Source organism: Streptomyces sp. NBC_00207 (assembly GCF_045160965.1).
Lineage (GTDB): Bacteria > Actinomycetota > Actinomycetes > Streptomycetales > Streptomycetaceae > Streptomyces.
In genome coordinates this window covers 4,282,638-4,306,443 of the sequence record NZ_CP130715.1, presented here as the reverse complement: position 1 = coordinate 4,306,443, position 23,806 = coordinate 4,282,638, and the positions used below count along the sequence as shown (strand labels likewise).

The window sequence follows — 23,806 nt, the reverse complement described above, 5'->3', positions numbered from 1 at the left end:
CATGACGGGCAGCATGCCGCAGTGATCATCCGGCGTCCAACGAAAATCCGGCCTCGCCGCGGACCCGGCCGTTGACCTGGAGCTGCACCAGGTGCTCGCCCGAGTGGTAGCGGCGGGTGGTGATCGGCTTGAAGGAGTGCCGCTTGGTGCCGCCGAGGGTTTCGCCGGGGGCCAGGGCGCGGGTGAGGAGTTTGAAGACCTTGGGGGTGCGGGTGCCGTTCGCCTTCGTGTGGTGCACGACGTAGTCGACGACGAGCTCGGCCGGGAGCGTGCCGGTGTTGGTGACCGCGTAGTCGAAGACGAGGTACTCGCCGACGGCGACCCGCGGGGTGGTGACCTCGGGCCCGCGCACGGTGACCGGCACGTCGGGGGAGTGCCCGAGCAGGGTCAGCGCCTCGGGCCGCCCGGCCTTGATCAGGGTGCGCAGGCCGTGCCGTACGACGCGGTCCGTCGTGCCCGTGGGCCCGGCCAGCCAGCGGGCCGCGGTCTCGACGGCGAGGGCGGGGTGGTCGCGGCTGATGTCGTTGAGGTGGTTGGAGACGGAGCGGCGGACGTACTCGGACTCGTCGCGGTAGAGGGCGTCCAGTACCGGCAGGGCCGGGCGCGGGTCGGCGACGAAGGCGGGCAGTTGCGGGGCCCAGGGCAGCCGGGGCCGGGTGCCCTCGCTGGCGAGGCGCCGTACGTGCGGGTCCGGGTCGTCCGTCCACTTCTGTACGACGGCCAGGGCGCGGGCCGGGTCGGCGCGCAGGAAGGGCCGTACGGCGGATTCGGCGGTCAGCCGGGAGGTGAGGTCGTGCAGCAGGGCCAGCCCGGGCTCGAACGCCTCCAGCCCGCGGACGGCGACGGCCTCGTTGACGGGGAAGGTCATCCAGCCCTCGAAGCCGGGGTCGGCGAGGGCGGTGCGCACGACGGCCTCGAAGCCGGGCCAGTCCTCGGGGAGGTCGGCGAGCACGGCGTCGCGGACGGCGCCGACGCGCCCGCTGAACGTGAGTCCGTCGAGCGCGCCGGCGCGGGCGCGCAGGGCGGGCGAGGACGCCCGGCCGCCCGCCCGGGCGAGCAGCCGGGCCAGGGTGCTGACGGTTTCCGCGCTGAGGAGCTCATCGGCCGTGGGCATGGGGACAGTCTTGCGGATGCCGGCCCGGTCCGGGGGCTTCCGGGCGCGGCGGTCGCCGCCGCGCCCGGAAGCCCGGTCGTGCCGGGGCGCCCGCTCAGTCCACGTAGTAGTCGGTGAGGACGCAGCCCTTCACCAGGGCCGGTTCCTTCCGGTAGCCGCTCGGTGCGGTGAAGCCCTCGTGGCAGTTCAGCATCAGGAGTCCGGCCTGCGGTTTCAGCAGGGCGCTCATGGAGTCCGAGTCCACGGATCCCATGGCGAAGTCCTGCCCGATCACGATGCCGCCGTTGGGGTTCCCGCCGTGCGCGGCGGTCTCGGCCTTGAAGGCGGTCTGGAAGGCCTTCGCGTCCTTGATCATGTAGATCGTGGTGCGGCCGCCGTCGCAGCCTCCGCGCTCGATGACGGTGGCGGACTTGATGAACTTCTCGTCCGGGCCCGTGCTCGATCCGCTGCTGCCCGGGGTGATGGGCTTGATCGGGTCGCAGTCGGTGAACCGGTCGACGAAGCGGGCCGCGGCGGCCATGGTCGCCGCCTTGGGGAGCTTCTGGAACGCGGTCCCGTCCTTGGGGGCGTTGCCGTTGACGCCGCCGTTCTTCGTCGGGTTCTCCAGCGTGCCCTCGTTGGGGCCGCCGTCGCCGGTGCCGTTGTAGGCGTTGTCTCCGCCCGTCGCGACGGAATCCCCGCCGATGCCGCCGAGCGTCGGGTTGTCGCCGCCTCCGCAGCCGGTGAGCGAGAGCAGGGCCGTGGCGGCCGTGACGGTGATGATCAGTGGCTTGAAACGCATGTGTGCTGTATCCCCCGGTAAATGACCTTGAACGGCGGCGACTCTAGGGCGGTGATCATGTCCGCGGCAAACCAGGTGGCGGAAAACTCGCACGGGAAAGTTTGAAAACGCTCAAAACGGACATGGCTGCGGTTTCCGCATGCCGAAAGCTTTCCCCGGGAGCCTGCTGAAGCGTGGTTCGAGGGAGAGATGAACCTTGTATTAAGCGTTTGTGAACGGTCCGGACCTCGGGATTCGAAGGCGTTCGAGGTGGTCGGATTCCGGACTTCGATCCTCCAGATGTGGAAAACGCACCATCTAACGTCCTGACTCATGACTCAGCTGGACGTTCGGCCTCGGGCCGGAGACACGGTAAGCGGCGTCGCCGAGGGCGACGTTCGCGGCAAGGGCCTCGGCAAGGGCTCCGTCGGCCTCGTGGGAAGCGCCGTCATCGGCATCTCCACCGTCGCCCCCGTCTACTGCCTGACCTCGACCCTCGGCTCGACCGCCGGCGAGGTCGGCCTGCAGATGCCGGCCATCTTCCTCGCCGGCTTCCTCCCGATGCTCCTGGTCGCCTTCGCCTACCGCGAGCTCAACAAGGCCATGCCGGACTGCGGCACCTCCTTCACCTGGACCGTCAAGGCCTTCGGCCCGCGGATCGGCTGGATGTGCGGCTGGGGCCTGGTGATCGCCACGATCATCGTCCTCTCCAACCTCGCGGGCGTCGCCACCTCGTACTTCTGGCTGCTGGCCGGCGAGATCACCGGCAACGAGTCGATCGCGGCCCTGGACGACAACAAGCTCGTCCACATCACCACCTGCCTGACGCTGATCGCCGTCGCGACCGCCATCAGCTACCGGGGCATGACCGCCACCAAGGGCGTCCAGTACGCGCTGGTCGGCCTCCAGCTCCTCGTGCTCGCGATCTTCGTCGCGATGGCCTTCCAGAAGGCCTCCGCCGGCACCTTCGACACCGGCCTGGACTTCTCCTGGTCCTGGATGAACCCCTTCGCGGTCGAGTCCATGGCGGCCTTCACCGCCGGACTCTCGCTCTCGATCTTCATGTACTGGGGCTGGGACGCGTGCCTGGCCACCAACGAGGAGACCACCGGCTCCACGAAGACCCCCGGCCGTGCCTCGCTCATCGCGATGGTCGTCCTGGTCGGCTCCTACCTGGCCACCGGCGTCGCCGCCCAGATGGCCGTCGGCTCCGGCGGCGAGGGCCTCGGCCTCGCCAACGAGGAGACCTCCGGCAACGTCTTCGCGGCCCTCGCCGGCCCCGTGATGGGCCCGGTCCTCGGCATCCTGCTCTTCGTGGCCGTCCTGGCCTCCGCCGCCGCCTCCCTGCAGACCACCTTCATCCCGGTGGCCCGCACGGTCCTCGCCATGTCGACGTACGAGGCCCTGCCGCCCTCCTACGCCAAGGTCCACCCGAAGTTCAAGACCCCGGGCCGCGCCACCGTCATGGCGGGCGTCGCCACCGGCGCGTTCTACACGGTGATGACCCTGGTCAGCGAGAACGTCCTGACCGACACGATCTTCGCGCTCGGCCTGATGATCTGCTTCTACTACTCACTGACGGCCTTCGCCTGCGCCTGGTACTTCCGCGCCGAGCTGCGCCGCTCCACCCGCGACCTGCTCTTCAAGGGCGTCTTCCCGGTCCTGGGCGGTCTGCTGCTGGCCGCGGTCTTCTTCAAGACCCTCTACGACGCCTGGGACCCGTCCTACGGCTCCGGCTCCACCATCCCGGGCCTCGGCGTCGGCAACGTCTTCGTCATCGGCGTCGGCCTGCTGGCCCTCGGCCTGGTCGTCATGTTCGTCACCGAGCGCCGCAGCCCCGCCTTCTTCCGCGGCGAGGTCCTGACGAAGTCCACCCCGGCCCTGGTGGTCGAGGACTGACCACCCCCCTCCCGCGCGCCCCGCGCACCACCCGCCGAGTCATCCCCGCGGCCCCGGACCGGTCCCCCCGATCCGGGGCCGCCGGCGTTCCCGGTGGACGCGGGCGGTGACCACGGGTGCGGGGGAGTCGTTGGGCGGGGCATGAACGCCATGAAGCGCACCCTCGCCGCCCTGGTCGTCACCGGCGGCGCCGCCCTTGCCCTCACCCCCGTCGCCGCGCACGCCGACGAGGCGCCCGCCCAGGCACCCCCGGTCGTCGGCCGCGTCGTCGACATCGTCGACCACCCGGCCCAGACCGTTCAGGACGCGAAGACGGCCGTCGCGGTGACCACCTCCGCCGCCGGGACCGCCACGGGGGCCACGGACGCCTCCCTCAAGGCGCCCCTGGACCACCTCCCCAGGACCCCGTCGGTCAAGTGACCCCGGCTCGGCCGGTCCGCGCCCGGCCGCTCAGCCCCAGGTACGGGAGCAGAGCACGAGCCGGTAGCCGTCGGGGTCCTCGATGGTGACCCCCCACTCCTCCCAGTACGGGTTGTGGGCGGTGACGCGCGTCCCGCCGTGCTCGACGAGCCGCTGGACCAGGGCCTCGTCGGGCGTCTCGCCGAGATAGACCACGAAGAGGTCGTCGACGGTCCGCGCGGGCAGGATCGGGTTCGAGGCGTCACGGGTCAGCTCGAAGTGCCACCCGCCCCCCGCCGGACCGACCATCAGAAGGTCGTGCTCCCCGGGGGCGCTCCCGGTGGTGCGCCACTGCACTTCCAGGCCGAGTCCGTCGACGTAGAAGCGTTCGGCGGCCTTGAGGTCGAGGGAGGGCCGGGCGACGCGGACGTGGGTGCGTGAATCGATCATGCCGGGCAGCGTACGAAACCCGGCCGGGGCACGGGAACTCCGGCCACGGCGAAGCTTTGGCCAGTAATTGCCCTGCCTCGCCGTGTCCGTATTCCGCTTGCACGCAGGGACCGTGCTGGCGCCTGCGCGGCACGGTTCCGGCGCCGCTTCCCCTCGGTCCAGGCGAGGGGCGATTATCGGCCACACAGGGTCTGACCTGCGAAAAGGATTTCTTCAGGCCGAATGTGGCCGCTTAAGATCGGCCCCCACTCACATGGGGGAGACTCGTCATGAACAAGAACCTTTTCCGCGCCTCCGCGGTCGCCGCGGCCGCAGTCGCCTTCTCGGGGATCATCTCCGTCTCGCAGTCCGCCAGCGCGGCGCAGACCTGCTCGGCCGCCGGCGCCAACGCCCGGATCGACGCGATGCCCGGCATCATCCCCGAGGCGCAGCTGAGCGCGCCGACCTGCGTCGAGGCCCTCCCGGACAACAAGGTCCGCGGGAAGGCGACCGTCAACTGGGGCTTCATCAACGACGGTCAGTCCGACATGACCAGCAAGCGCTACACCTCGTTCAAGGTGACGGCGCGGCTGGAGAGCCGTGCGCCGGGCGGCACCGACGTCGTGGTCACCAGCAAGACCTGCGACCTCACGGCCAACATCAACGCGGCCCCCAACGGCGCCTTCGCCTGTCTGACCCCCTCGGCCACCCTGGACCCGAGCAAGCAGTGGTCCGGCGACGCGACGGTCGTCTACGACATCGAGGGCGACAACAAGGGCCCCATCACCTGGCAGCTGGTCGGCTCGCCGCTGATGAGCTAGCGGCCCTTCCGCGGGCGACGGCGAGCGCCGAATAAACCTCGGACCGCGGTGGAGGGGGTGTGCGACGATCACTCGTCGCACATCACCCTGGGGGGTTCATGCCAATCGCTTCGGCGTCCGAGAGACGCCCGATTTCCACCGCAGTGACCTGTCTGCTCGCCGTCCTCGCCGTCCTCGCCGCGGTCCTCCTGCCGGTGAGCGCCGCTCAGGCCGCACCGGCAGCCGAGGATTGCGTCGGCGTCGCCGAGGGGCGGTACGCGGGCAACTTCACCACGGCCGGGCAGACGCACTGCCTGGAGCTGCCGAGCCCGCAGGGCGCCCGGATCGCAGCCCTCACCTCGCGCGGTGGAGCGGGCGTGACCGTCCAGGTCGAGGTGGTCGACCGGAACGGCACCGCACAGTGCACCACCGGCGATCTCGTCCAGGGCGCCTGCGCCCTGACCGGAACGGCGCCGTTCCGTGCGCTGGTGCACGCCGACGACGCCGCCGCGACAGGTCCGTACGGCGTCCACTTCGTCCGTACGGACGTACTCCAGGCGGGCTGCCAGGTCCTGCCCGCGGCGAGCTTCGCCGACGACGCGGGCGCCGTGCGGCTGGAGACCGGCAACGGTGTCTTCTCGCACTGCCTGACCATCCCGGCCGGCGCGCACTCCACGGACGAACTCCTCCGGATCCGCTACGCCTACCCGGACGACCTGGACCTGCGCCCGGACTGGGCCATCAGCCTGATCGACACCGATGGCGACGGGCCCTCCTGCTACACCCACCCCGCCCCGGGCCAGCCGATCCGTACGGACGGCCTCACCAGCTGCTCCTTCACCGCCGGCAAGGCGTACACCGTGCTCGTGGCGGGCCAGAACGTCCCGCGCACCCACACCCTGGACCGCCGCGACGTCACCGCCACTGCCAAGGGCTGCGCCGCCTCCGCCGCGACGGCGGTCGGCGCCCCGGCCACGACCGGCACGTCCGGCCAGAACGGCTCCCTGCGCTGCCACCGGATCACCACGGCCGCCGCCACCGACCGGCTGCGCGTCAACGTCCGGGACGCCCACAACAGCACCCACACCCTGGTCATGGACGACGCCGGCGGCATCGCCTGCCACCAGAAGACCTCCGCGTGCACGGTCACCGGCTCGACCGGCTACCAGGTCATCACCCAGGTCCCGGACGGCTGGTCCCTCCCCGGCTCCTACCGCCTCGACGCCTGGCGCATCGCCACGGCCGCCGGCCCCGCGCCGGAGTGCGCGCGGTCCGGATCGGTGGCGTACGGGTACGGCCCGCTGACCGGCACCCTCTCCGAGGAGCGCACCGGCACGTGCGCCGTCCTGTCGAGCGTCTCGGGAGACCGGTTCAGGGCCGACATCACCGCCACGGACGGCGGGACCGCCACCCCGGAGCCCACGCTCTACAACAAGGCCTGGAGCAACCTCTGTAGCGGCACCTCGTCCCCGTACGACTGCCAGGCCACCGACCAGAGCCTGTTCGTGCTCGCGCTGCCGGAACGGGAGAGCCGTACGGCCTACCGCGCCGAGCTCGTCTGCACCAACGCGCCCTGCGGCCCCGAGGACCTGTCCGTCGGCACGGTCACGCCGACCACCGCGCAGAGCGGCACGGTCGCCACCCTCACCGTGCAGGGCACGGCGCTCGGCATGAACACCACCGTCGAGCTGACCGGCGGCCCGGCACCGCTGACGGCCACGACCGTCTCGGTCTCCGACGACGCCCGGACGCTGAAGGCGACCGTGGACCTGCGCACGGCACCCGCCGGCATCTGGAACATCAACGTCGTCGCGCTCAACTCCCGGTACGCACAGGGCACGCTGACGGTGACGCCGCCCGCGGGCTCCGGCCAGGGCACGTACAAGCCGATCACGCCGACGCGGTTGATGGACACCCGTAGTGGGTTGGGTGTGCCGAAGGCGAAGGTGGGTCAGGGCGGGACGGTGACCTTGCAGGTCGCCGGTACGGCAGGGATTCCGGCGTCGGGGGTGACGGCGGTCGTTCTGAACGTCACGGCCACCGACCCCACCGAGGGCAGTTACGTGTCGGTGTACCCGAATGGGACGACGCGGACGAGTGCGTCGAACCTGAACTTCACGGCGGGGCAGACGATCCCGAACCTGGTGGTCGTTCCCGTGGTGAACGGGAAGGTCAGCTTCTACAACAACGCGGGTTCGGTCGATCTCATCGCTGACGTGGCCGGCTACTACACGACGGATGGCTCGGGTTCCACGTACAAGCCGATCACGCCGACCCGCCTGATGGACACCCGTAGTGGGTTGGGTGTGCCGAAGGCGAAGGTGGGTCAGGGTGGAACGGTGACCTTGCAGGTCGCGGGCACGTCCGGGATTCCGGCGTCGGGGGTGACGGCGGTCGTTCTGAACGTCACGGCCACCGACCCCACCGAAGGCAGCTACGTGTCGGTGTACCCCAACGGCACCACGCGGACGAGTGCGTCGAACCTGAACTTCACGGCGGGGCAGACGATCCCGAACCTGGTGGTCGTTCCCGTGGTGAACGGGAAGGTCAGCTTCTACAACAACGCGGGTTCGGTCGACCTCATCGCGGATGTGGCCGGCTACTACACGACGGATGGCTCGGGTTCCACGTACAAGCCGATCACGCCGACGCGCCTGATGGACACGCGTGGCGGTCTCGGTGTGCCGAAGGCGAAGGTGGGTCAGGGTGGAACGGTGACCTTGCAGGTCGCGGGTACGTCCGGGATTCCGGCGTCGGGGGTGACGGCGGTCGTTCTGAACGTCACGGCCACCGACCCCACCGAAGGCAGCTACGTGTCGGTGTACCCGAATGGGACGACGCGGACGAGTGCGTCGAACCTGAACTTCACGGCGGGGCAGACGATCCCGAACCTGGTGGTCGTTCCCGTGGTGAACGGGAAGGTCAGCTTCTACAACAACGCCGGATCCGTCGACCTCATCGCTGACGTGGCCGGCTACTACACGTCGTAGGGCTCCACCAGTCGCCGGAACACGACAGGGCCTCCCCGGAAAGCCGGGGAGGCCCTGTCGCTTCGTCATCTGCGGTCCGCAGCCGTCGAAGGGGTTTCGCCGGGCTACTCGCGGGACCGCCGGGGCGGGCCGTACCTGCGGCGGCGCAGCTCGGCGATCTCTTGGTCCGAGCGGCGGCGCTGACCGGCGGTGAACATCGTGCCGCCGATGAGGAGGAACAGACCGCCGGTGATGCCCAGGCCCAGCGGGTCGAGGGCGCGGCTGCCGGAGGTCTCCATCCACGGGTCGAGGCCGCCGAGCCGGTCCTTGAAGAGGACGACGTGCCCGCCCGGCGCCACCTGTGCGTAGCAGTGGTGGATGGCGTCGAGCTCGTGGCTCTCGCCCGAGGGCTCGACCACGCGGCAGTAGAAGCGGGAGTCTCCCTTGGAGTTGGTGTACTCGCGGGACTCCACCACCACCGCGTCCACCCGTTCGCCGAGCAGCTTCAGGTAGGACTCGTTCAGGTTGGACCCGGCGAAGACGCCGAGCGCCATGGTGCCGAAGCCCACGAGGGTGGCGGCTCCCGCCCGGTTCCAGAACGTGCCGGCGACGCCCGCGCCGAGTCCGGCCGCGGCGAGGACGATGAGCACGCCTACGAACAACAGGCCGTACGGGAACTGGGAGACGAAGCCGCCCAGCGTGCCCCCTCCCGCGATGAGCGCGGCCCAGAACAGGGAGTTCCGTGTGCGCCGGGCCCCGGAGGGGGCGGCCTTCCCCAGGGGCCCGGATGTCCGGGCCGTGCCGGCCGTGTCCATGTCGCTCTCTCCTCCGGTCCGCCGCGGGCAGTCCGGTCGAGCCTACGCAGCGGCCGGGCGGGCGCGTTCAGAGGTACTGGGCGAACTCGTCCAGGGTGCGCAGCACCTGCGGCTTCGGCTCGGAGGGGAGCTGGAGGACGACCTCCTCGATGCCCAGGTCGGCGTAGTGGCTCAGCTTGCCGGGGGTGGGCTGGACGGCGTACGGGACCACCTGGAGGGACTTGGGGTCGCGTCCGGCGGTCTCCCATACCTGGCGCAGCACCGGGAGGGACTCGGTGAGGCCGCGGCCGCCGATCGGGAGCCAGCCGTCGGCGTGGTCGGCGATCGCGGCGAAGAGCTTCGGGCCGGCCGCGCCGCCGATCAGGGTGCGGGGGCCGTGCAGGGGGGCGCCGGGGCCGAGTTCGCGCGGGGGCTGGACCGGCTTGGGGTGGGCGCTGCTGGCCTGGACGGAGCAGTACTGGCCGACGTACGCCGTGGGCTCCGGGGCCCACAGCGCGCGCATCAGCGCCATGCGGTCGCGGACCAGCTCGCGACGGGTGTGCCACTCCACGCCGTGGTCGGCGGCCTCCTCGACGTTCCAGCCGTAGCCGATGCCCAGGGTGAGCCGGCCGCCGCTGAGGTGGTCCAGGGTGGCGACCTGCTTCGCGAGGTCGATCGGGTCGTGCTGGGCCACGAGGGTGATGCCGGTGCCGAGGTGCAGGCGCTCGGTCACGGCGGCGGCCTGGGCGAGGGCCACGAAGGGGTCGAGGGTGCGCCCGTACATCTCGGGGAGTTCGCCGCCCATCGGGGCGGAGGTGTCGCGGGCGACCGGGATGTGGGTGTGCTCCGGGAGGTAGAGGCCGGAGAAGCCGCGCTCCTCCAGGCTGCGGGCCAGGCGTACGGGGGAGATGGTGCGGTCGGTGAGGAAGATGGTCGTGGCGATCCGCATGGGTTCTGGCACCTCCGAGACGTGGGACCCGCAACGGTACGGGCTGGACCCGCGATTGTTGAGGGTGCGTCAGACGGCGGGGGCGTGCTTCGGCCGTACGCCTGCGGTGCGTCAGCCTCGTGGGTAGCGGGCCAGCCAGCCGGGGGAGGCCTCCGTCGGACTGTGGAGGGACGGGCCCTGAGTCATCTCCAAGGCGAAGTCGTCGGCGATCTCCAGCAGCGTGGCGCGGCCTTCCAGCTCGGCGAGCCAGGCGGCCGGGAGGGCCGTCTCGCCGTGCAGGGCGCCGAGCAGCGCCCCGCACAGGGCGCCGACGGCGGTGGAGTCGCCGCCGTGGTTGACGGCCAGGCGCAGGCCGTGCGCGACGTCCTCGGCGACCAGCGCGCAGTAGACGGCGACGGCGAGGGCGTCCGCGGCGTCGGGGCCGTCGGCCGCCCGGCCCAGGGTTTCGACGGCTCCGGGGCCCGGCGAGCCCTGCGTGACGGCCGACAGGCCGCGCTGGAGGGCGTCCGTGACGGGCTGGTGGCCGGGGCGGGCGCCGAGCAGGCCCAGGGTGCGCTGGACGGCGGAGTCGAGGGAGTCGCCGCGGGTCAGGCCGTGGACGATGACGGCGAGGGCGCCGGCCGAGAGGGAGGCGGTGGGGTGGCCGTGGCTCTGCGCGGCGCACTCGACGGCGAGTTGGAGGACGAGGGCCGGCTCCCAGCCGACCAGCAGTCCGAAGGGGGCCGAGCGGGCGGCGGCGGCCGCGTCGCGGGCGGCGGGGTTCTTCGGCTGGTCGAGGGTGCCGACGGCTTCGTCGGCGAAGCCGGTCAGGCAGGCGCGGTCCGGGCTGCGGCGGGCGTAGAGCCATTCCTCCTGCGCGAGCCAGCCGTTGTCCTTGCGGCGCTCGTCGGGGCCCCAGTCGTTCTGGGTGGCGGCCCAGCGCAGGTACGCGCGGTGGAGGTCGGTGGGCGGGTGCCAGGCGCCAGTGTCCCGGCGTACGTGGGCCCGTATCAGCCCGTCCACGGTGAAGAGGGTGAGCTGGGTGGCGGCGGTCACCCGGCCGCGGCGGCCGTCGGCCGGCGCGGGCGCGGTCAGGCCGTCCGGGCCGTGGGCCTCGCGAATGCCGTCGAGGGTGAGGCCGGCGAGGGGGGCGCCGAGGGCGTCCCCGAGCGCGGAGCCGAGGAGCGTGCCGCGGACCCGTCCGCGGAAGTCCTGCTGCTCGATGCGCCCCCAGAGCCCGGTGACGACGGCCCGCCCGAGCGTCCGCCCCTCGCCTGCGGCGGGCTCGGCCCCCTGCCCTGCGGGTCCGGCTGCGGCGGTGGGCGCGGGCACGTGCCCGGGTCCGCCCGTGGGCGCGGCGCGTCCGGCCGACTGTCCGGCTCCGGGACTCACCCCCTGCCCTGCGGTGCCGTCGCCGCCGGCGGGTGCGGCAGGGTGTCCGCTGCCGGCTACGGGGCCCGTCCCCTGCCCGGCGTGCCCGTCACCGGCCACGGGGTTCACTCCGGATCCGGCACCGGCCGCGGGCCCTGCGGCGAACCGGGGCCCGTGTCCGGCGTGTCCGGCTACGGCGGGTGCGGGTGCGGGTGCGGGTCCCGGTCCGGCCGGGGTTCTGGCCACAGGCCCTGGCTCGGCATCGGCCCCCTGCCCTGCGGGTCCGGCTGCGGGATCGTACGTGGGCCCGTGTCCGTGTGGGTGTCCGGCGTGTCCCGGTCCGGCCGCAGGCGCGGCTCCGGCTCCCGGCCCGGCGACGAACCCGGCCGCCGGGCCCACCGAGGGCTCGGTGAGGGGCGGGGGCACGGGTGCCGGTCCGGCCGGGACCCCGGCCAGGGGTTCTGCCGCGGCTCCGGTGGCAGTCCCGTCCGCGGGTTCGAAGCCGACCATCGGCGCGGCGAGTTCGCCCGCCGGTCCGGCTGCGCCAGCGGGTGCGGGCAGGTGCCCGAAGGGGGCGATTCCCATCCCGGGCCCGGCGGCGAAGCCGGCTGCGGGGCAAGCCACGGGCTCGGTGGTGGGTGCGGCGAGGGGCGGGAGTCCGGCCGGGACCCCGGCCAGGGGTCCTGCCGCGGCTCCGACGGCGGTCCCGTCCGCGGGTTGGCAGCCGGCCATCGGCGCGACGGGTACGCCCACGTATCCGGAGGCAAAGCCCGCCCCCTGCCCTGCGGGTTCGGCTGCGGGCACGTATCCGAAGGGTGCGGTTCCCAACCCGGGCCCGGCGGTGAAGCCGGCTACGGGGTGAGCCGCGGGCTCGGCTGCGGTGAAGGGCGGGACCTCGGCCAGGGGTCCTGTCGCGGCAACGTCGGCGGTCCCGTCCGCGGGTTCGTAGCCGACCATCGGTGCGGCGAGGGGCGGGGGTCCGGCCGGGAATCTGGCCAGGGGGCCTGTCGCGGGTCCGCTGCCGGCCATCGGTGCTGCGGGTACGCCCGGGTATCCCGGTCCGGCCGCAGGCGCGGCTCCGGCTCCCGGCCCGGCGACGAACCCGTGCAGGAATCCGGCTCCGGGTCCTGCCACGGCTCCGGGGTCCGGCGCCGGCCCGGCGGTTGCTGCAGGGCCCACCCCAGGTGCATGCGCCCCGCCGTTCGTACCGATCACTTCGTCCACCCCCGGAAACGCGCCCCCCGCTGACCACTTCACCCGACGCCCGCGCCCGGCACTGCACTCGTATCCGCCGCGCATGCGAAACCCGCACTGTAGTAGACAACTTCGATCGAATCCGGAAGTGGTTCGCCGAGAGGCCCGTAAGTGATCGGAGAACGGCCAGATTGCGAATACTTCCAGCCGCCGCTTGGCTCGTGGCACGTTTTGCCACTTGCCTTCGAGCCGGTTGGTTTCGGCCACACCTCGTTCATCCGACGTTCTCCGGGGCCGATGAGCCTCGAACGCATGAAGAAGGCCCTCCTCGCCGCGACCGCCGTCGCCGCCACACTCACCGCCTCCCTGGCCGTGGCTCCCTCCGCCACCGCCTCCGGCCTGGACCACCTCCCGTGGGCCGGTCACCAGAACGACCGCTCCGCCATCCCCTTCACCGAGGCCACCGTCACCGCCGCTGCCGACGGTTCCTTCACCCTGCAGTGGAAGGCCCGGGGCACCAGGCGGGTCGAGATCAAGGCGAACGGCAAGGTCGTCGCCAAGGGCGGTGCCGAGGGCCGTGCCGTGGTCACGGGGCTGCCCGCCGCCGACCGCCAGTGGTTCGAGTTCAACCCGGAGCGCGGTGGGAGCCTGCGCCTCGCCGACCGCCTCGTCAAGCTGGACGGAGCGGTCAACTTCCGTGACGCCGGCGGCTACCGCACCACCACCGGCCAGTGGGTCAAGATGGGCGAGATCTACCGCTCCGACGCCCTCAACAAGCTGACCGCGAACGACCTGGCCAAGCTGGAGCGCCTGCGCGTCAAGACCGTCTTCGACCTGCGGATGCAGGACGAGCGCACCAAGGACGCCGACAAGGTCCCGGCCAGCGCGACCTACGTCGTCGCCGACGTCTTCGCCGGCTCCGGCTCCTTCCGGACCCTGCCGAAGACCCCCGACGAGGCGGTCAAGGCCATGGTCGACGCCGAGAAGGCGATGGTCAGCGGCGACGGCGGCAAGAAGGCGTACACCCAGGTCTTCGACGGGATAAGCGACGGCCACCGCCGCTCCGTCCTCTTCCACTGCACCGCCGGCAAGGACCGCACGGGCTGGGCCAACGCCTCCCTGCTGACCGCCCTCGGCGTACCGGGCGAGACCGTCATGGCCGACTACCTGGCCAGCAACGACTACCGCAAAGCCGCCAACGACGCGGTCCTCTCCCACCTGCCCCCGCAGCAGGCCGCCGTCTACAAGCCGCTGCTCGACGTGCGCCCCGAGTACCTGAACTCCGGCTACGACGAGGTCAAGGCGGAGTACGGCTCCTTCGACCGGTACCTGAAGGACGGCCTCGGCATCGACTCCCGCGAGCTGCGCCGGCTCAAGAAGGACCTGCTCGTCGGCTGACCGCCGCCATGAGCGCGCGGGCCCGGCCGGACGCCACACCGGCCGGGCCCGCGCGCCGCCGTCAGTCCAGTACCGGCAGCAGCTCCGGCAGGTGCCCGTCCGAGGCGCGGGCCGCGTCCTGCCGTTCCCGCGGCACCTCCCCGTACAGCGTCGTACGGGCCTTCGCGGGCCGCCCGGCCGCCTCGGCGACGGCGATCAGGTCCTGCACGGACTTGTACGAGCCGTAACTCGAGCCCGCCATCCGGGAGATGGTCTCCTCCATCAGCGTCCCGCCCAGGTCGTTGGCGCCGGAGCGGAGCATCTCGGCCGCGCCCTCCGCACCCAGCTTCACCCAGCTCGTCTGGATGTTCGTGATGTGCGGGTGGAGCAGGAGCCGCGCCATCGCCGTCACCGCGCGGTTGTCGCGGACCGTCGGGCCGGGCCGGGCGATGCCCGCCAGGTACACAGGTGCGTTGGTGTGGATGAAGGGCAGCGTGACGAACTCCGTGAAGCCGCCCACGTCCTTGGACCGTGCGGCCTCCTGGATCCGGGCCAGCGTGCGGAAGTGGCCGAGCCAGTGCCGCGGCTGGTCCACGTGCCCGTACATCATGGTCGACGAGGACCGGATGCCGAGCTCGTGCGCCGTCGTGATGACGTCGATCCAGTCCGCCGTCGGCAGCTTCCCCTTCGTGAGCACCCAGCGGACCTCGTCGTCGAGGATCTCCGCGGCCGTGCCCGGGATGGAATCCAGCCCGGCCTCCTTGGCCGCCGCCAGCCAGTCCCGTACGGACATCCCCGTCCGCGTGGCCCCGTTGACGACCTCCATCGGGGAGAAGGCGTGCACGTGCATGCCGGGGACCCGCTCCTTCACCGCGCGCGCGATGTCGAAGTACGCCGTCCCGGGCAGGTCCGGGTGGATGCCGCCCTGCATGCACACCTCGACCGCGCCGACGTCCCAGGCCTGGGCGGCCCGGTCCGCGACCTGGTCCAGCGACAGCGTGTACGCGTCGGCGTCCGTGCGGCGCTGGGCGAACGCGCAGAAACGGCAGCCGGTGTAGCAGACGTTCGTGAAGTTGATGTTCCGCGTGACGATGTAGGTGACCTCGTCGCCCACGACCGACTTGCGCAGGTCGTCCGCGATCCGGCACAGCGCGTCGAGGGCCGGGCCGTCCGCGTGCAGCAGGGCGAGCGCCTGCGCGTCGGTCAGCCCGGTCGGATCGTCGGCGGCCTGGGCGAGGGCGGCGCGCACATCGGTGTCGATGCGCTCGGCCACCATCCCGGGAGCCGCCGCCTCGCGCAGCGCCTCCCAGTCGCCGTAGACGTGGTCGAAGTCGTCGCGGCGGTCGCCGGTGCGGCCCTCGGTGTCGATGGTGGCGTGCAGATCGGTGCGCCCGTAGGCGACGAACCCCTCGTCGGGCTCCTGCCAGAGCCGCCCCTCGACGGTGGCCGACTCGTCGGCCAGCCCGCTCTCCGGGTCGGCCAGCGCCCGTACGTGCGGCAGCAGGCGGGGGTCCAGCCACGGCTCGCCGCGCTGCAGGAACTCCGGATAGATGGTGAGGCGCTCGCGCAGCTCGAAACCGGCGGCCCGGGTGCGCTCGGCCAGCTCCTCGATGTGCGGCCAGGGACGCTCGGGATTCACGTGGTCGGGGGTCAGCGGCGACACCCCGCCCCAGTCGTCGATGCCCGCGCCGATGAGCAGGGCGTACTCGGCGTCCACCAGGTTCGGCGGGGCCTGGATCCGGGCGCTCGGGCCCAGGATGTGCCGGGCGACGGCGATGGCGGCGGCCAGCTCCTCCAGCTCCGCGTCCGGCATGCCGCGCATGGCGGTGTCCGGCTTGGCGCGGAAGTTCTGGACGATGACCTCCTGGATGCCGTGGTAGCTGCGCTGGATCCGGCGGAGCTCGAAGAAGGCCTCGGCCCTCTCCTCGTACGACTCGCCGATCCCGATCAGCACCCCGGTGGTGAAGGGGACGTTCGAACGCCCCGCGTCCTCCAGCACCCGAAGCCGTACGGCTGGCTCCTTGTCGGGGGAGCCGTGGTGGGGGCCGCCCGGCTCGGACCACAGGCGGGTGGCGGTGGTCTCCAGCATCATGCCCATGCTCGGCGCGACCGGCTTCAGCCGCTGGAGGTCGGACCACGACATGACACCGGGGTTGAGGTGCGGGAGCAGCCCCGTCTCCTCCAGGACGCGGATCGCCATGGCGCGCACGTAGGCGAGGGTGTCGTCGTAGCCGTGCGCGTCGAGCCACTCGCGGGCCTCGGGCCAGCGGTCCTCGGGACGGTCGCCGAGGGTGAAGAGTGCTTCCTTGCAGCCCATCGCCGCACCCTGGCGGGCGATGTCGAGGACCTCGTCGGGGGAGAGGTACATGCCGTGGCCGGCCTTGCGGAGCTTGCCGGGCACGGTCACGAAGGTGCAGTAGTGGCACCTGTCGCGGCACAGGCGGGTGAGCGGGATGAAGACCTTGCGCGAGTACGTGATGACACCGGGCCGCCCGGCGGCGGCGAGCCCGGAGTCCCTTACGCGTGCGGCGGACGCGGCGAGGTCCCGCAGGGCCTCGCCGCGCGCCTGGAGGAGCACGGCCGCCTCGGTCGCGTCGAGGGCGACGCCGTCTCGCGCCCGCCGGAGCGCGCGGCGCATCGCGTTGTCGGTCGGAGCGTCACTCGGAGTGGTCATGGGCCGAGCATACGATCCGACGTTCCGGCGGTGGGGTGGCTGTGGAGTGGCTCATCTCATCAGCTCACCGGCGTTGACCAGCAGGGACTGGCCGGTTATCGCCCGGGCCCGGTCGGAGGCGAAGAAGACGGCGGCGTCGGCGACGTCCCCGTCGGTGGCGAGATCGGGCAGGGCCATGCGCTGGGTCAGCCGACCGTGCACCTCGGCCTCCGGAACGCCCTCCGTGTGGGCGGTGAAGGTGACGAACGCCTGCACCGGCGGGCCCCACATCCAGCCGGGCAGCACGGTGTTGACGCGGATCCGGTGGGGGCCGAGCTCACGGGCCATGGAGTACATGGCGGAGGTCAGGGCCCCCTTGGAGGCGGCGTAGGCGGCCTGCTGCACCTCGTTGGGCGCGGCCACGGCGGACTGCGTCCCGATGATCACCACGGATCCCCCGCGCTCCTTGAGCGCGGGCAGGCAGGCCCGGGTCATCCTCAGCGTCCCCAGCAGGTTGACGTCGAGGATCTGCTGCCAGGTCCCGAAGTCGGCGTCCTCCAGCCCCCCGAAGTACGAGTCCCAGGCGGCCACGTGCACGACGGCGTCCACGCCCCCGAACCGCGCCCGGGCCAGCTCGGCGAGGGCCTCGCACTGCCGCTCGTCGCCGATGTCGGTCGCCAGGTACGCGGTGTGCACCCCCTCGGGGTCGATCTCGGCGGCGGACTTGGCGAGATTCGCCTCGGTCCGCGCCCCGAGCACGGCATTCCCCCCGTCCCGTACGACGGCGGCAGCCACCTGATGCCCGAGCCCGGCCCCGACGCCGGAGACGATGACGGTCTTCCCTCGCAACAGCATGACGGACCTCCGGACGGCACGGCGTATCTGACGGTGCGTCAGGCTACGGCGCGGGCGCGGCGGTGTGAAGGGGTGGGGATCCGCTGAATGGCGGGGGCGGGGGCCGCCGCCGGTCCCCGGCCGCGGCGATCCACGCGAGCGTCCGGTCGACGATGCCGAGGAGCTCCGCGTCGGTGGTGTCTCCGTCCTCCCGAAAGGCCGGGTCGATCGGGTAGTCGTCCAAGGCGTAGAAGACCTGATCGAGTGCTCGGCCGAGGTGTTCCCCGATGCGCTCGCCTTCCCGCAGGGCCTCCCTGCGGGCGTCGAACCACTGCTTGGCGAATCTCTCCGGCTCGATCTCGGCGCGGGACAGCCTCCGCAGGAGGCCCAACTGCCGGCCGGTTCCCGAACCCTCGGGAACCTCACCGGCGGTCCTCCATTGCCTCGGGCGGCTTACGGGTTCGTCATCCATGGGTCACCACCATCACAGACCCGTGCGCCGGAGCTTGAGGATGGATTCGGTGGCGAATGCCTCCAGGTCGGCCGCATAGGGCCGTACGCCCGGGTGGTCGCCGCAGAAGGTGACGTTCGCCGTGAGGTGGTCGTCGGCCAGGCCGCCGTAGGACAGGGAGATGTAGGCGGAGATCTCCACGGTCGAGCGGAGTGCGTCCGCACGCAGGAGAGCGCTGCTCGCGTACGCCACGCAGCGCCGCAACAGCCTCGTCTCCCGCTCCTCCCCGGAGGCCGGAAGGTCGTAGTCCGTCATCCCGCGACCGTTGACGGTGTACTCCTCGTGCACCACGTCCGAGAACGGTCCCGGCGGAGCGGACTTCAGTGCCGACAGGACGTGCGCTCCGCTCGGGGCGACCTCCCAGCCGCCTTCCGCGATCCGCAGAAACCCCGGAGGAGCTTCGTCCGGGGTGACGCCCTCCGTGTCGACCCGGCCCAGCAGACGGGCCATCGAGCGATTCATCTCCATGCGACGCCCCCCTCCTCGAGTAGGGCCCGTACGTGCGCGTTGCCGCTGCGGTACAGATGACCGGCCAGCACCTGCCCGGCCGGCCCCTTGGCCCGGTGCGCCGCGGCGACGGCATGGGCCATGGTGCGGCCCGCCGGGGCGGCCCGCAGGATCCGCAGGACGAGCTCCACGGCCCCTTCCTCGTCGACGACGACAACCGAGTTGGCGAGATCGACGAGCTGCGTCGCGACGTCGAACCGGAACGGGACCCCCGCCGCGATGGACCCGAGGCCTCGGCCGATGACGGCGCGGATGTCGGGAATACAGGCCCGCACCACGGCTTCGTCCAGGTAGTCCCCGAGCTTCTCCTCGAAGTACTCGCGGTCGGCTATCCGTATCAGCGAACGGAAGGTCTCCACTCGGAGTTCCGATGACCCCTTCTCCTCGGCCAGCTCCCGGCTGTCGGCGGCGGCTGCGGAGAACTGCCCGTAGCTGCTGTCCACGGAGAACTTGCGGTCGATGAGCAGCTCGTACCAAGGCGTGGCCCGCGGGTCCAGGGTCGCCTCCCGGACCGTCTGGTATCCCACGGGCTCACCCCAGGCCACGAGGGTCAGGCAGGCCAGATACCTCTCGCGGTCCGTTGCCGACACGTCACCGAGCAGCCGGACGAGCCCGGGCACGCGCCCCCGGTGCTCGGCATGGTCGTAGCCCCCGTAGATCACGTCATCCACATCGTCGGTGCGCCGCCCGTCGAAATCGGTCCCGAGCAGCCCCGTGAAGCTCGCCATGTCACCTTCCCGCCTCACGCCGACGCCTTGGGCGCTGCATCCTCAATGGCCTGGAGGATCGGAACGATCTCCTTCGAGGCGAGGATGCGAAAATCCGTCTCGGAGGTTCCCCCGAGAGGCGCTCATTCGCCAGGTACCGCTTCGCCGGGAACGCCGCCTCCGCTGGATCGGCGTTCCTGCCTGTCGTGTCGGAGGCGAGCGGCTTCGACAGGGCCGGGGTCGTACCGAAGCTCGGCGGCATCGACACGGTAGGGCTCTGCCCACCAAGTGGGAACGAATCCATCCATGTAGTGCTCAAAGGTATGGCAGGTGCCGCACCATTCCCAGACCCGTCCACGGCCGGCGTGCTCCACGCCAAGTACGGTCCTTGGCTTTGCGGATTCGAGCACGAACCATCGATGCAGATCCTTGTGCCGGCAGGACGGGCAGAGCGCAGAAAGGTCGGTGGTCGTTGCCTCGCTGTTGAACACGTCCCTCCAGAGGGAGTGCATTTCCTCGCTGGTCTCCTGCCAGGCGCTTTCGCTGCTGCTCATCTGTTTCCTCTGATCCGGTCTCCGCAGGGGAAACGCGGCGGAGGGGCCACATGTCGGTCAACTCACGGAGCCGTCATGTCCATACTCCGTCAGAGCCCGTCCCAAGCGGGCCACGCCCTCCGTGATCTCCGGTGGGGTGTGGGTCGTGAAGGAGAGGCGGAGGGTGCGGGGGTCCGGGGTGGTTGCGTGGAAGGGGGCGCCCGGGACGAAGGCGACGCCGTGCGTGACCGCCGTCTTGAGCAGGGCGGTCGCGTCGTGGTTCTCGGGCAGGCGGGCCCAGACGAACATGCCGCCCTCGGGGAGGTTCCACTCGCAGTCCGCCGGGAGGGTCCGGCTCAGGGCGCCTTGCAGGGCGTCGCGCCGTTCGCGGTACGCCGCGCGGACCGTGCCGATGTGGGCGTCCAGGTCCACCGTCGCCAGGTAGTGCGCCGCGGCCAGCTGGTCCACCGTGGAGGTGTGGAGGTCCGCCGCCTGCTTCGCGACCACCGCGGCCCGGCGCAGCGCTGCCGGTGCCCGGAGCCAGCCCAGCCGCAGCCCCGGCGCCATGATCTTCGAGAAGCTGCCGAGCAGGGCCGTGCGGTCCTCCGCCCCCGGATGCGCCGCCAGCCACGGGACGTCCGCGCCCTCGTAGCGCAGTTCGCCGTACGGGTCGTCCTCCACCAGCCACAGCCCGAGGCGCGCCGCCGTCCGTGCCACCGCCGCCCGCCGGGCGGCCGGCAGGGTGCGTCCCGTCGGGTTCTGGAAGGTGGGGACGGTGTACAGCAGCTTCGGGCGTTCCCGCGCGACGAGCTCCGCGAGGGCCTCGGGGACGATGCCCTCCCCGTCGCAGGGGACGGCCACCACCCGCGCTCCCGCCAGCCGGAAGCACTGGAGCGCCGCCAGGTAGGTGGGGTTCTCGACCAGCACCACGTCCCCGGGTTCGATCAGGGCGGTGGTGATGAGGGTGAGGGCCTGCTGGGAGCCCGAGGTGATGACGACGTCGTCGGCGTCGGTCGGCAGGCCGCGCGCCGTGGCCCGGGCGGCCACGGCCGCGCGGAGTTCCGGTGCGCCCTCGGTGGTCGAGTACTGGAGCGCGCGCCGCGCCGATGCGGCGAAGGCGGCGTCGTACGCGGCCCGCAGGCCCTCGGTGTCGAAGAGCTCGGGCGCGGGGAGGCCGCCGGCGAAGGAGATGATCCCGGGGCGTTCGGTGAGCGCGAGGATCTCGCGTACGGGGGAACCCTCGACCGAGGTGGCGCGGGCGGCGAAAGCGGGCGGCGGCGATGCGGGCCCGACCGGGATGGCGGGGGCAACGGTGGTGGTGGGCACGGCGGCAGCAGGCATGAGCGCTCCTCCGGAGACGGGTGCGCGCATCGTAGCCAGGGAAAGCTGTAGACGGCATGTATATATCAGGTGGTGGACGGACCTCTCCCCATCTGACGTTGCATCAGCTAGACCGTTCCCATGACGACAGGAGAGCAGGAACCGCAGCAGGACACCCGCGCCGACGACTATGCCGCGCTCGCGTCCGTCGGCCCCTACGGCGTCCGCCCCGGCCACGCGCTGATCACCATGGTGGAGCCGCACCCGGGCCACGAGTTCGCGTACAACCGCTGGTACGAGGACGACCACTACTACGCCGGCGCCATGGCCATGCCCTGGATGTACGCGGGCCGCCGCTGGGTCGCCACCCGCGAGCTCCAGGAGCTGCGCTACCCCGAGAAGTCGGCCGTCGCCCAGCCCGTCACCGCGGGCTGCTACATATCGACGTACTGGGTCACCGAGGGCCGCTACGACGAGCACATGAAGTGGACCGTCGGCATCAACAAGCGCCTGAACCGCGACGGCCGGGTCTACCAGGACCGCACCCACGTCTTCACGGCCTTCCAGGACCATGTGGCCACCGTCTACCGCGACGGCGCCGCCGGCCCGCGGGACTTCCACGCCCTCGACCACCCGTACGCCGGCCTCGTGGTCCAGGTCGTCGACGCCGACGGGCCCGGGCAGCGGGCCGAGTTGCTGGAGTGGCTGCGCTCGCGCGCCCTCCCGAAGCGGCTGCACGGCTCCCCGGCCGCGATGGTGACGGTCTTCCGGCCGACCCCGCTGCCCGGTGACCGGATGACGTACGTCAAGCAGGTCGAGGGGGTCGACACCCGGCTGACGCTGCTGTGGTTCCTGGAGGCCGACCCGCGGGAGTGCTGGGACCGTTTCCGGGGACTGGACGCGGAGGTCGCCGAGGCGGGGCTGGGGAGGGTGGAGCTGGTGGCGCCGTTCATCCCCACGGTGCCGGGGACGGACCGGTACGTCGACCAGCTGCGCTGACCGTGACACCGGCCGAGCCTGCGCCGCCCGTGGCCGCGGGCGTGCCCGTGGCCGTACATGGGCCTGTGGCCGTACGTGGGCCCGTACGGGGCGTCCGTGCGCGGGCATGGCCGAGCCCCCTCGGCCAAGACGGCGGACCGGTCGAGAGGGCTCCAGTCAGTGGTGCACAAGCGGTGAGCAGCACTGCTGCTGCCGGTGAGGGCGCAACGGTTGGGACGCGCCGTGATCTTCAGGCGAGGCGTCCCAGCCGGCCCTCGGTGACGTCGGCGACGAAAGAGGTCCACGAGCCGGGTGCGAAGGTGAGGGACGGGCCGTCCTGCACCTTCGAGTCGCGGACGGCGATGGCCTCCATGACGGGTGACTTGACCTCGACGCAGGCGCCGTTGGCAGAGTAGGAGGACTTGACCCAGTTGACCGTGGCGCCCTGACGAATAGCCATGTTTCTCTCCGGTGAGCGAGTAGTGCCGGTGTCTTGTCGGCCATTTCCGGCTGACCTGATCGACGCTACCGGGCCCTCCTGATAGGTGAACGAAGCGTTCACCCGACCGAGTGGCATATTCATTCAGGCCTTATGTGGCCGGGGAGTGACGGTGTACGGTGCCGACCCCTCCGCCACCCACCCCGGCACATCACGGCGTTAGCCGCGCTATTCGCTCTATTCGCCCTTGTCGGCATATTCGTCGATGATCCCGGAGATGAACTGCCGGGTCTGGTCGACGTTGAGGGCCTGGGCGCGCAGGTGTTCGTACATCACGCTGTACTTCTGCACGTCGTTGGCCTTCTCCAGGTACAGGTCGCTCGTCACGCCCTCGATGTAGACGACCGTCGAGTCGGACGCGTCCGGGAACTCCAGGATCGCGTACTGGCCGTTGACCCCGGGATGGGCGCCGAGCGAGAAGGGCATCACCTGCACGGTGACGTGCGGCTGCTCGGACTGCTCTATCAAGTACTCCAGCTGCCGGGTCATGAGCTGGGCGTCGCCCACCCGCCGGCGCAGCGCGGCCTCGTCGATGACCGCCCACAGGCGCAGCGGGCCGAGCTCCGGGTTGTTGTTGTCGGTCTCGGAGAGCCGCTTCTGGCGGTGCATCCGGACCTGGACCCGCTTGTCCACGTCGGCCGGGGCGGTCTCCGGCCAGGCGCCGCGGACGAGGGACTGGGCGTACTCCGTGGTCTGGAGCAGGCCCGGGATCACCAGGGGTTCGTACGTGCGCAGGCTGGCGGCGTCCGTCTCCAGGCCGATGTACACGCTGTACGGGATGTCGCCGAAGGCGTGCCACCAGCCCTGCTGGCGGGAGTCCTTGGCCATCTGCATCAGCGAGTCGATGAGCCGGCGGTCCTCGACCTCGTACACGTCGCACAGGTCGCGGACGTCGCGCTGGCTGATGGAACGGCGGCCGTTCTCCAGCCGGCTGATCTTCGACTGGGAGACGAGCAGGCGCTCGGCGACCTGTTCGGCCGTCATGCCCTTGTCCTCGCGGAGCTTGCGCAACTCCATACCCAGTCGGCGGCGTCGGACGGTGGGATTGACATTGGACGCCACGGGAACGGCACCTCCGCCTTCTTCTGTCGTGCAGCGATCTCTCTGCGTGTCTGATGTCGAGCAGACTGCCACCGAAGCGGGCGCCGCCGCTGGGGAACGGCAGGGAAAACACAGACGCGCGGGGTGGTGGGGTCGGCGAACCGGCCCCACCACCCCGCGCGCTGGCGG

21 protein-coding genes are annotated in these 23,806 nt (G+C 71.6%); 6 read left to right on the top strand and 15 right to left on the bottom strand.

From position 1 onward, the window contains the following. Window positions 1-25 precede the first annotated feature (25 nt). Both OG472_RS20305 and OG472_RS20300 read right to left on the bottom strand, forming a co-directional pair. A complete protein-coding gene (locus OG472_RS20305) occupies window positions 26-1,114 on the bottom strand; it encodes a DNA alkylation repair protein (RefSeq protein WP_405830605.1) in 1,089 nt (362 codons plus the stop codon). 94 nt (window positions 1,115-1,208) lie between these two features. Next, the gene (locus OG472_RS20300) at window positions 1,209-1,895 is read right to left on the bottom strand and encodes a hypothetical protein (protein ID WP_405830603.1); all 687 of its coding nucleotides are present in this window, start codon (window positions 1,893-1,895) and stop codon (window positions 1,209-1,211) included. 312 nt (window positions 1,896-2,207) lie between these two features. Here OG472_RS20300 and OG472_RS20295 point away from each other — a divergent pair, with 312 nt between their 5' ends. Both OG472_RS20295 and OG472_RS20290 read left to right on the top strand, forming a co-directional pair. Next, window positions 2,208-3,773 carry an APC family permease gene (locus tag OG472_RS20295; RefSeq protein ID WP_401608402.1) on the top strand — a complete coding sequence of 522 codons (1,566 nt, stop codon included), beginning with the start codon at window positions 2,208-2,210 and terminating at the stop codon, window positions 3,771-3,773. A gap of 141 nt (window positions 3,774-3,914) precedes the next feature. Beyond that, window positions 3,915-4,193, top strand: coding sequence for a hypothetical protein (locus tag OG472_RS20290; protein WP_401608405.1), 279 nt, complete (start codon window positions 3,915-3,917; stop codon window positions 4,191-4,193). A 30-nt stretch (window positions 4,194-4,223) separates the two neighbouring features. Here the strand turns inward: OG472_RS20290 and OG472_RS20285 are convergent, their stop codons facing one another. Continuing rightward, a complete protein-coding gene (locus tag OG472_RS20285; protein WP_405941846.1) occupies window positions 4,224-4,622 on the bottom strand; it encodes a VOC family protein in 399 nt (132 codons plus the stop codon). Window positions 4,623-4,891: 269 nt separating this feature from the next. On the opposite strand from OG472_RS20285, the gene OG472_RS20280 reads away from it, so the two are divergent. Both OG472_RS20280 and OG472_RS20275 read left to right on the top strand, forming a co-directional pair. Beyond that, window positions 4,892-5,422 (top strand): hypothetical protein, encoded by a 531-nt coding sequence (locus OG472_RS20280; protein WP_401608409.1) that lies wholly within the window; start codon window positions 4,892-4,894, stop codon window positions 5,420-5,422. A gap of 98 nt (window positions 5,423-5,520) precedes the next feature. Then, window positions 5,521-8,391: a hypothetical protein gene (locus OG472_RS20275; protein WP_405941845.1), complete on the top strand. Its 2,871-nt coding sequence runs from the start codon at window positions 5,521-5,523 to the stop codon at window positions 8,389-8,391. Between the two features lie 104 nt (window positions 8,392-8,495). On the opposite strand, the gene OG472_RS20270 is transcribed toward OG472_RS20275, so the two are convergent. From OG472_RS20270 to OG472_RS20260, 3 genes are all read right to left on the bottom strand, one after another. Continuing rightward, window positions 8,496-9,185, bottom strand: coding sequence for a hypothetical protein (locus OG472_RS20270; RefSeq protein WP_405941844.1), 690 nt, complete (start codon window positions 9,183-9,185; stop codon window positions 8,496-8,498). 67 nt (window positions 9,186-9,252) lie between these two features. Further along, window positions 9,253-10,113, bottom strand: a complete 861-nt coding sequence (locus tag OG472_RS20265; RefSeq protein ID WP_405941843.1) for a TIGR03619 family F420-dependent LLM class oxidoreductase — start codon at window positions 10,111-10,113, stop codon at window positions 9,253-9,255. Between the two features lie 111 nt (window positions 10,114-10,224). Beyond that, window positions 10,225-11,316, bottom strand: coding sequence for an ADP-ribosylglycohydrolase family protein (locus OG472_RS20260; RefSeq protein ID WP_405943196.1), 1,092 nt, complete (start codon window positions 11,314-11,316; stop codon window positions 10,225-10,227). Window positions 11,317-12,969: 1,653 nt separating this feature from the next. On the opposite strand from OG472_RS20260, the gene OG472_RS20255 reads away from it, so the two are divergent. Continuing rightward, entirely contained in the window at window positions 12,970-14,055 is a 1,086-nt protein-coding gene (locus tag OG472_RS20255; RefSeq protein WP_405830594.1) for a tyrosine-protein phosphatase, read from the top strand. Between the two features lie 61 nt (window positions 14,056-14,116). Here the strand turns inward: OG472_RS20255 and OG472_RS20250 are convergent, their stop codons facing one another. From OG472_RS20250 to OG472_RS20220, 7 genes are all read right to left on the bottom strand, one after another. Beyond that, window positions 14,117-16,708 carry a bifunctional FO biosynthesis protein CofGH gene (locus tag OG472_RS20250; protein ID WP_405830592.1) on the bottom strand — a complete coding sequence of 864 codons (2,592 nt, stop codon included), beginning with the start codon at window positions 16,706-16,708 and terminating at the stop codon, window positions 14,117-14,119. A 51-nt stretch (window positions 16,709-16,759) separates the two neighbouring features. Next, on the bottom strand, window positions 16,760-17,542 hold the full coding sequence (locus OG472_RS20245; RefSeq protein WP_405830591.1) for an SDR family oxidoreductase: 783 nt from the start codon (window positions 17,540-17,542) through the stop codon (window positions 16,760-16,762). A 43-nt stretch (window positions 17,543-17,585) separates the two neighbouring features. After that, window positions 17,586-17,993, bottom strand: coding sequence for a hypothetical protein (locus OG472_RS20240; RefSeq protein ID WP_405941842.1), 408 nt, complete (start codon window positions 17,991-17,993; stop codon window positions 17,586-17,588). A 12-nt stretch (window positions 17,994-18,005) separates the two neighbouring features. After that, on the bottom strand, window positions 18,006-18,500 hold the full coding sequence (locus tag OG472_RS20235) for a hypothetical protein (RefSeq protein ID WP_405941841.1): 495 nt from the start codon (window positions 18,498-18,500) through the stop codon (window positions 18,006-18,008). Then, entirely contained in the window at window positions 18,491-19,267 is a 777-nt protein-coding gene (locus OG472_RS20230; protein ID WP_405941840.1) for a hypothetical protein, read from the bottom strand. Before OG472_RS20230 ends, OG472_RS20235 begins: the two co-directional genes overlap by 10 nt. 122 nt (window positions 19,268-19,389) lie before the next feature. After that, complete coding sequence (locus OG472_RS20225; protein ID WP_405941839.1) at window positions 19,390-19,800, bottom strand: hypothetical protein; 411 nt, start codon at window positions 19,798-19,800, stop codon at window positions 19,390-19,392. Between the two features lie 57 nt (window positions 19,801-19,857). Continuing rightward, window positions 19,858-21,120: a PLP-dependent aminotransferase family protein gene (locus tag OG472_RS20220; RefSeq protein ID WP_405941838.1), complete on the bottom strand. Its 1,263-nt coding sequence runs from the start codon at window positions 21,118-21,120 to the stop codon at window positions 19,858-19,860. Between the two features lie 120 nt (window positions 21,121-21,240). On the opposite strand from OG472_RS20220, the gene OG472_RS20215 reads away from it, so the two are divergent. After that, entirely contained in the window at window positions 21,241-22,098 is an 858-nt protein-coding gene (locus OG472_RS20215; protein ID WP_401608432.1) for a hypothetical protein, read from the top strand. 229 nt (window positions 22,099-22,327) lie between these two features. On the opposite strand, the gene OG472_RS20210 is transcribed toward OG472_RS20215, so the two are convergent. Continuing rightward, window positions 22,328-22,537, bottom strand: coding sequence for a DUF397 domain-containing protein (locus OG472_RS20210; RefSeq protein WP_319722484.1), 210 nt, complete (start codon window positions 22,535-22,537; stop codon window positions 22,328-22,330). Between the two features lie 216 nt (window positions 22,538-22,753). Next, a complete protein-coding gene (locus tag OG472_RS20205; RefSeq protein ID WP_361762318.1) occupies window positions 22,754-23,638 on the bottom strand; it encodes a helix-turn-helix transcriptional regulator in 885 nt (294 codons plus the stop codon). Window positions 23,639-23,806 lie beyond the last annotated feature (168 nt).

What these genes read in the sequence shown, in the direction of transcription:
- OG472_RS20305 (WP_405830605.1), bottom strand. Translation starts at nt 1,114, where the DNA reads ATGCCCACGGCCGATGAGCTCCTCAGCGCGGAAACCGTCAGCACCCTG.
- OG472_RS20300 (WP_405830603.1), bottom strand. Translation starts at nt 1,895, where the DNA reads ATGCGTTTCAAGCCACTGATCATCACCGTCACGGCCGCCACGGCCCTG.
- OG472_RS20295 (WP_401608402.1), top strand. Translation starts at nt 2,208, where the DNA reads ATGACTCAGCTGGACGTTCGGCCTCGGGCCGGAGACACGGTAAGCGGC.
- OG472_RS20290 (WP_401608405.1), top strand. Translation starts at nt 3,915, where the DNA reads ATGAACGCCATGAAGCGCACCCTCGCCGCCCTGGTCGTCACCGGCGGC.
- OG472_RS20285 (WP_405941846.1), bottom strand. Translation starts at nt 4,622, where the DNA reads ATGATCGATTCACGCACCCACGTCCGCGTCGCCCGGCCCTCCCTCGAC.
- OG472_RS20280 (WP_401608409.1), top strand. Translation starts at nt 4,892, where the DNA reads ATGAACAAGAACCTTTTCCGCGCCTCCGCGGTCGCCGCGGCCGCAGTC.
- OG472_RS20275 (WP_405941845.1), top strand. Translation starts at nt 5,521, where the DNA reads ATGCCAATCGCTTCGGCGTCCGAGAGACGCCCGATTTCCACCGCAGTG.
- OG472_RS20270 (WP_405941844.1), bottom strand. Translation starts at nt 9,185, where the DNA reads ATGGACACGGCCGGCACGGCCCGGACATCCGGGCCCCTGGGGAAGGCC.
- OG472_RS20265 (WP_405941843.1), bottom strand. Translation starts at nt 10,113, where the DNA reads ATGCGGATCGCCACGACCATCTTCCTCACCGACCGCACCATCTCCCCC.
- OG472_RS20255 (WP_405830594.1), top strand. Translation starts at nt 12,970, where the DNA reads ATGAAGAAGGCCCTCCTCGCCGCGACCGCCGTCGCCGCCACACTCACC.
- OG472_RS20250 (WP_405830592.1), bottom strand. Translation starts at nt 16,708, where the DNA reads ATGACCACTCCGAGTGACGCTCCGACCGACAACGCGATGCGCCGCGCG.
- OG472_RS20245 (WP_405830591.1), bottom strand. Translation starts at nt 17,542, where the DNA reads ATGCTGTTGCGAGGGAAGACCGTCATCGTCTCCGGCGTCGGGGCCGGG.
- OG472_RS20240 (WP_405941842.1), bottom strand. Translation starts at nt 17,993, where the DNA reads ATGGATGACGAACCCGTAAGCCGCCCGAGGCAATGGAGGACCGCCGGT.
- OG472_RS20235 (WP_405941841.1), bottom strand. Translation starts at nt 18,500, where the DNA reads ATGGAGATGAATCGCTCGATGGCCCGTCTGCTGGGCCGGGTCGACACG.
- OG472_RS20230 (WP_405941840.1), bottom strand. Translation starts at nt 19,267, where the DNA reads ATGGCGAGCTTCACGGGGCTGCTCGGGACCGATTTCGACGGGCGGCGC.
- OG472_RS20225 (WP_405941839.1), bottom strand. Translation starts at nt 19,800, where the DNA reads ATGAGCAGCAGCGAAAGCGCCTGGCAGGAGACCAGCGAGGAAATGCAC.
- OG472_RS20220 (WP_405941838.1), bottom strand. Translation starts at nt 21,120, where the DNA reads ATGCCTGCTGCCGCCGTGCCCACCACCACCGTTGCCCCCGCCATCCCG.
- OG472_RS20215 (WP_401608432.1), top strand. Translation starts at nt 21,241, where the DNA reads ATGACGACAGGAGAGCAGGAACCGCAGCAGGACACCCGCGCCGACGAC.
- OG472_RS20210 (WP_319722484.1), bottom strand. Translation starts at nt 22,537, where the DNA reads ATGGCTATTCGTCAGGGCGCCACGGTCAACTGGGTCAAGTCCTCCTAC.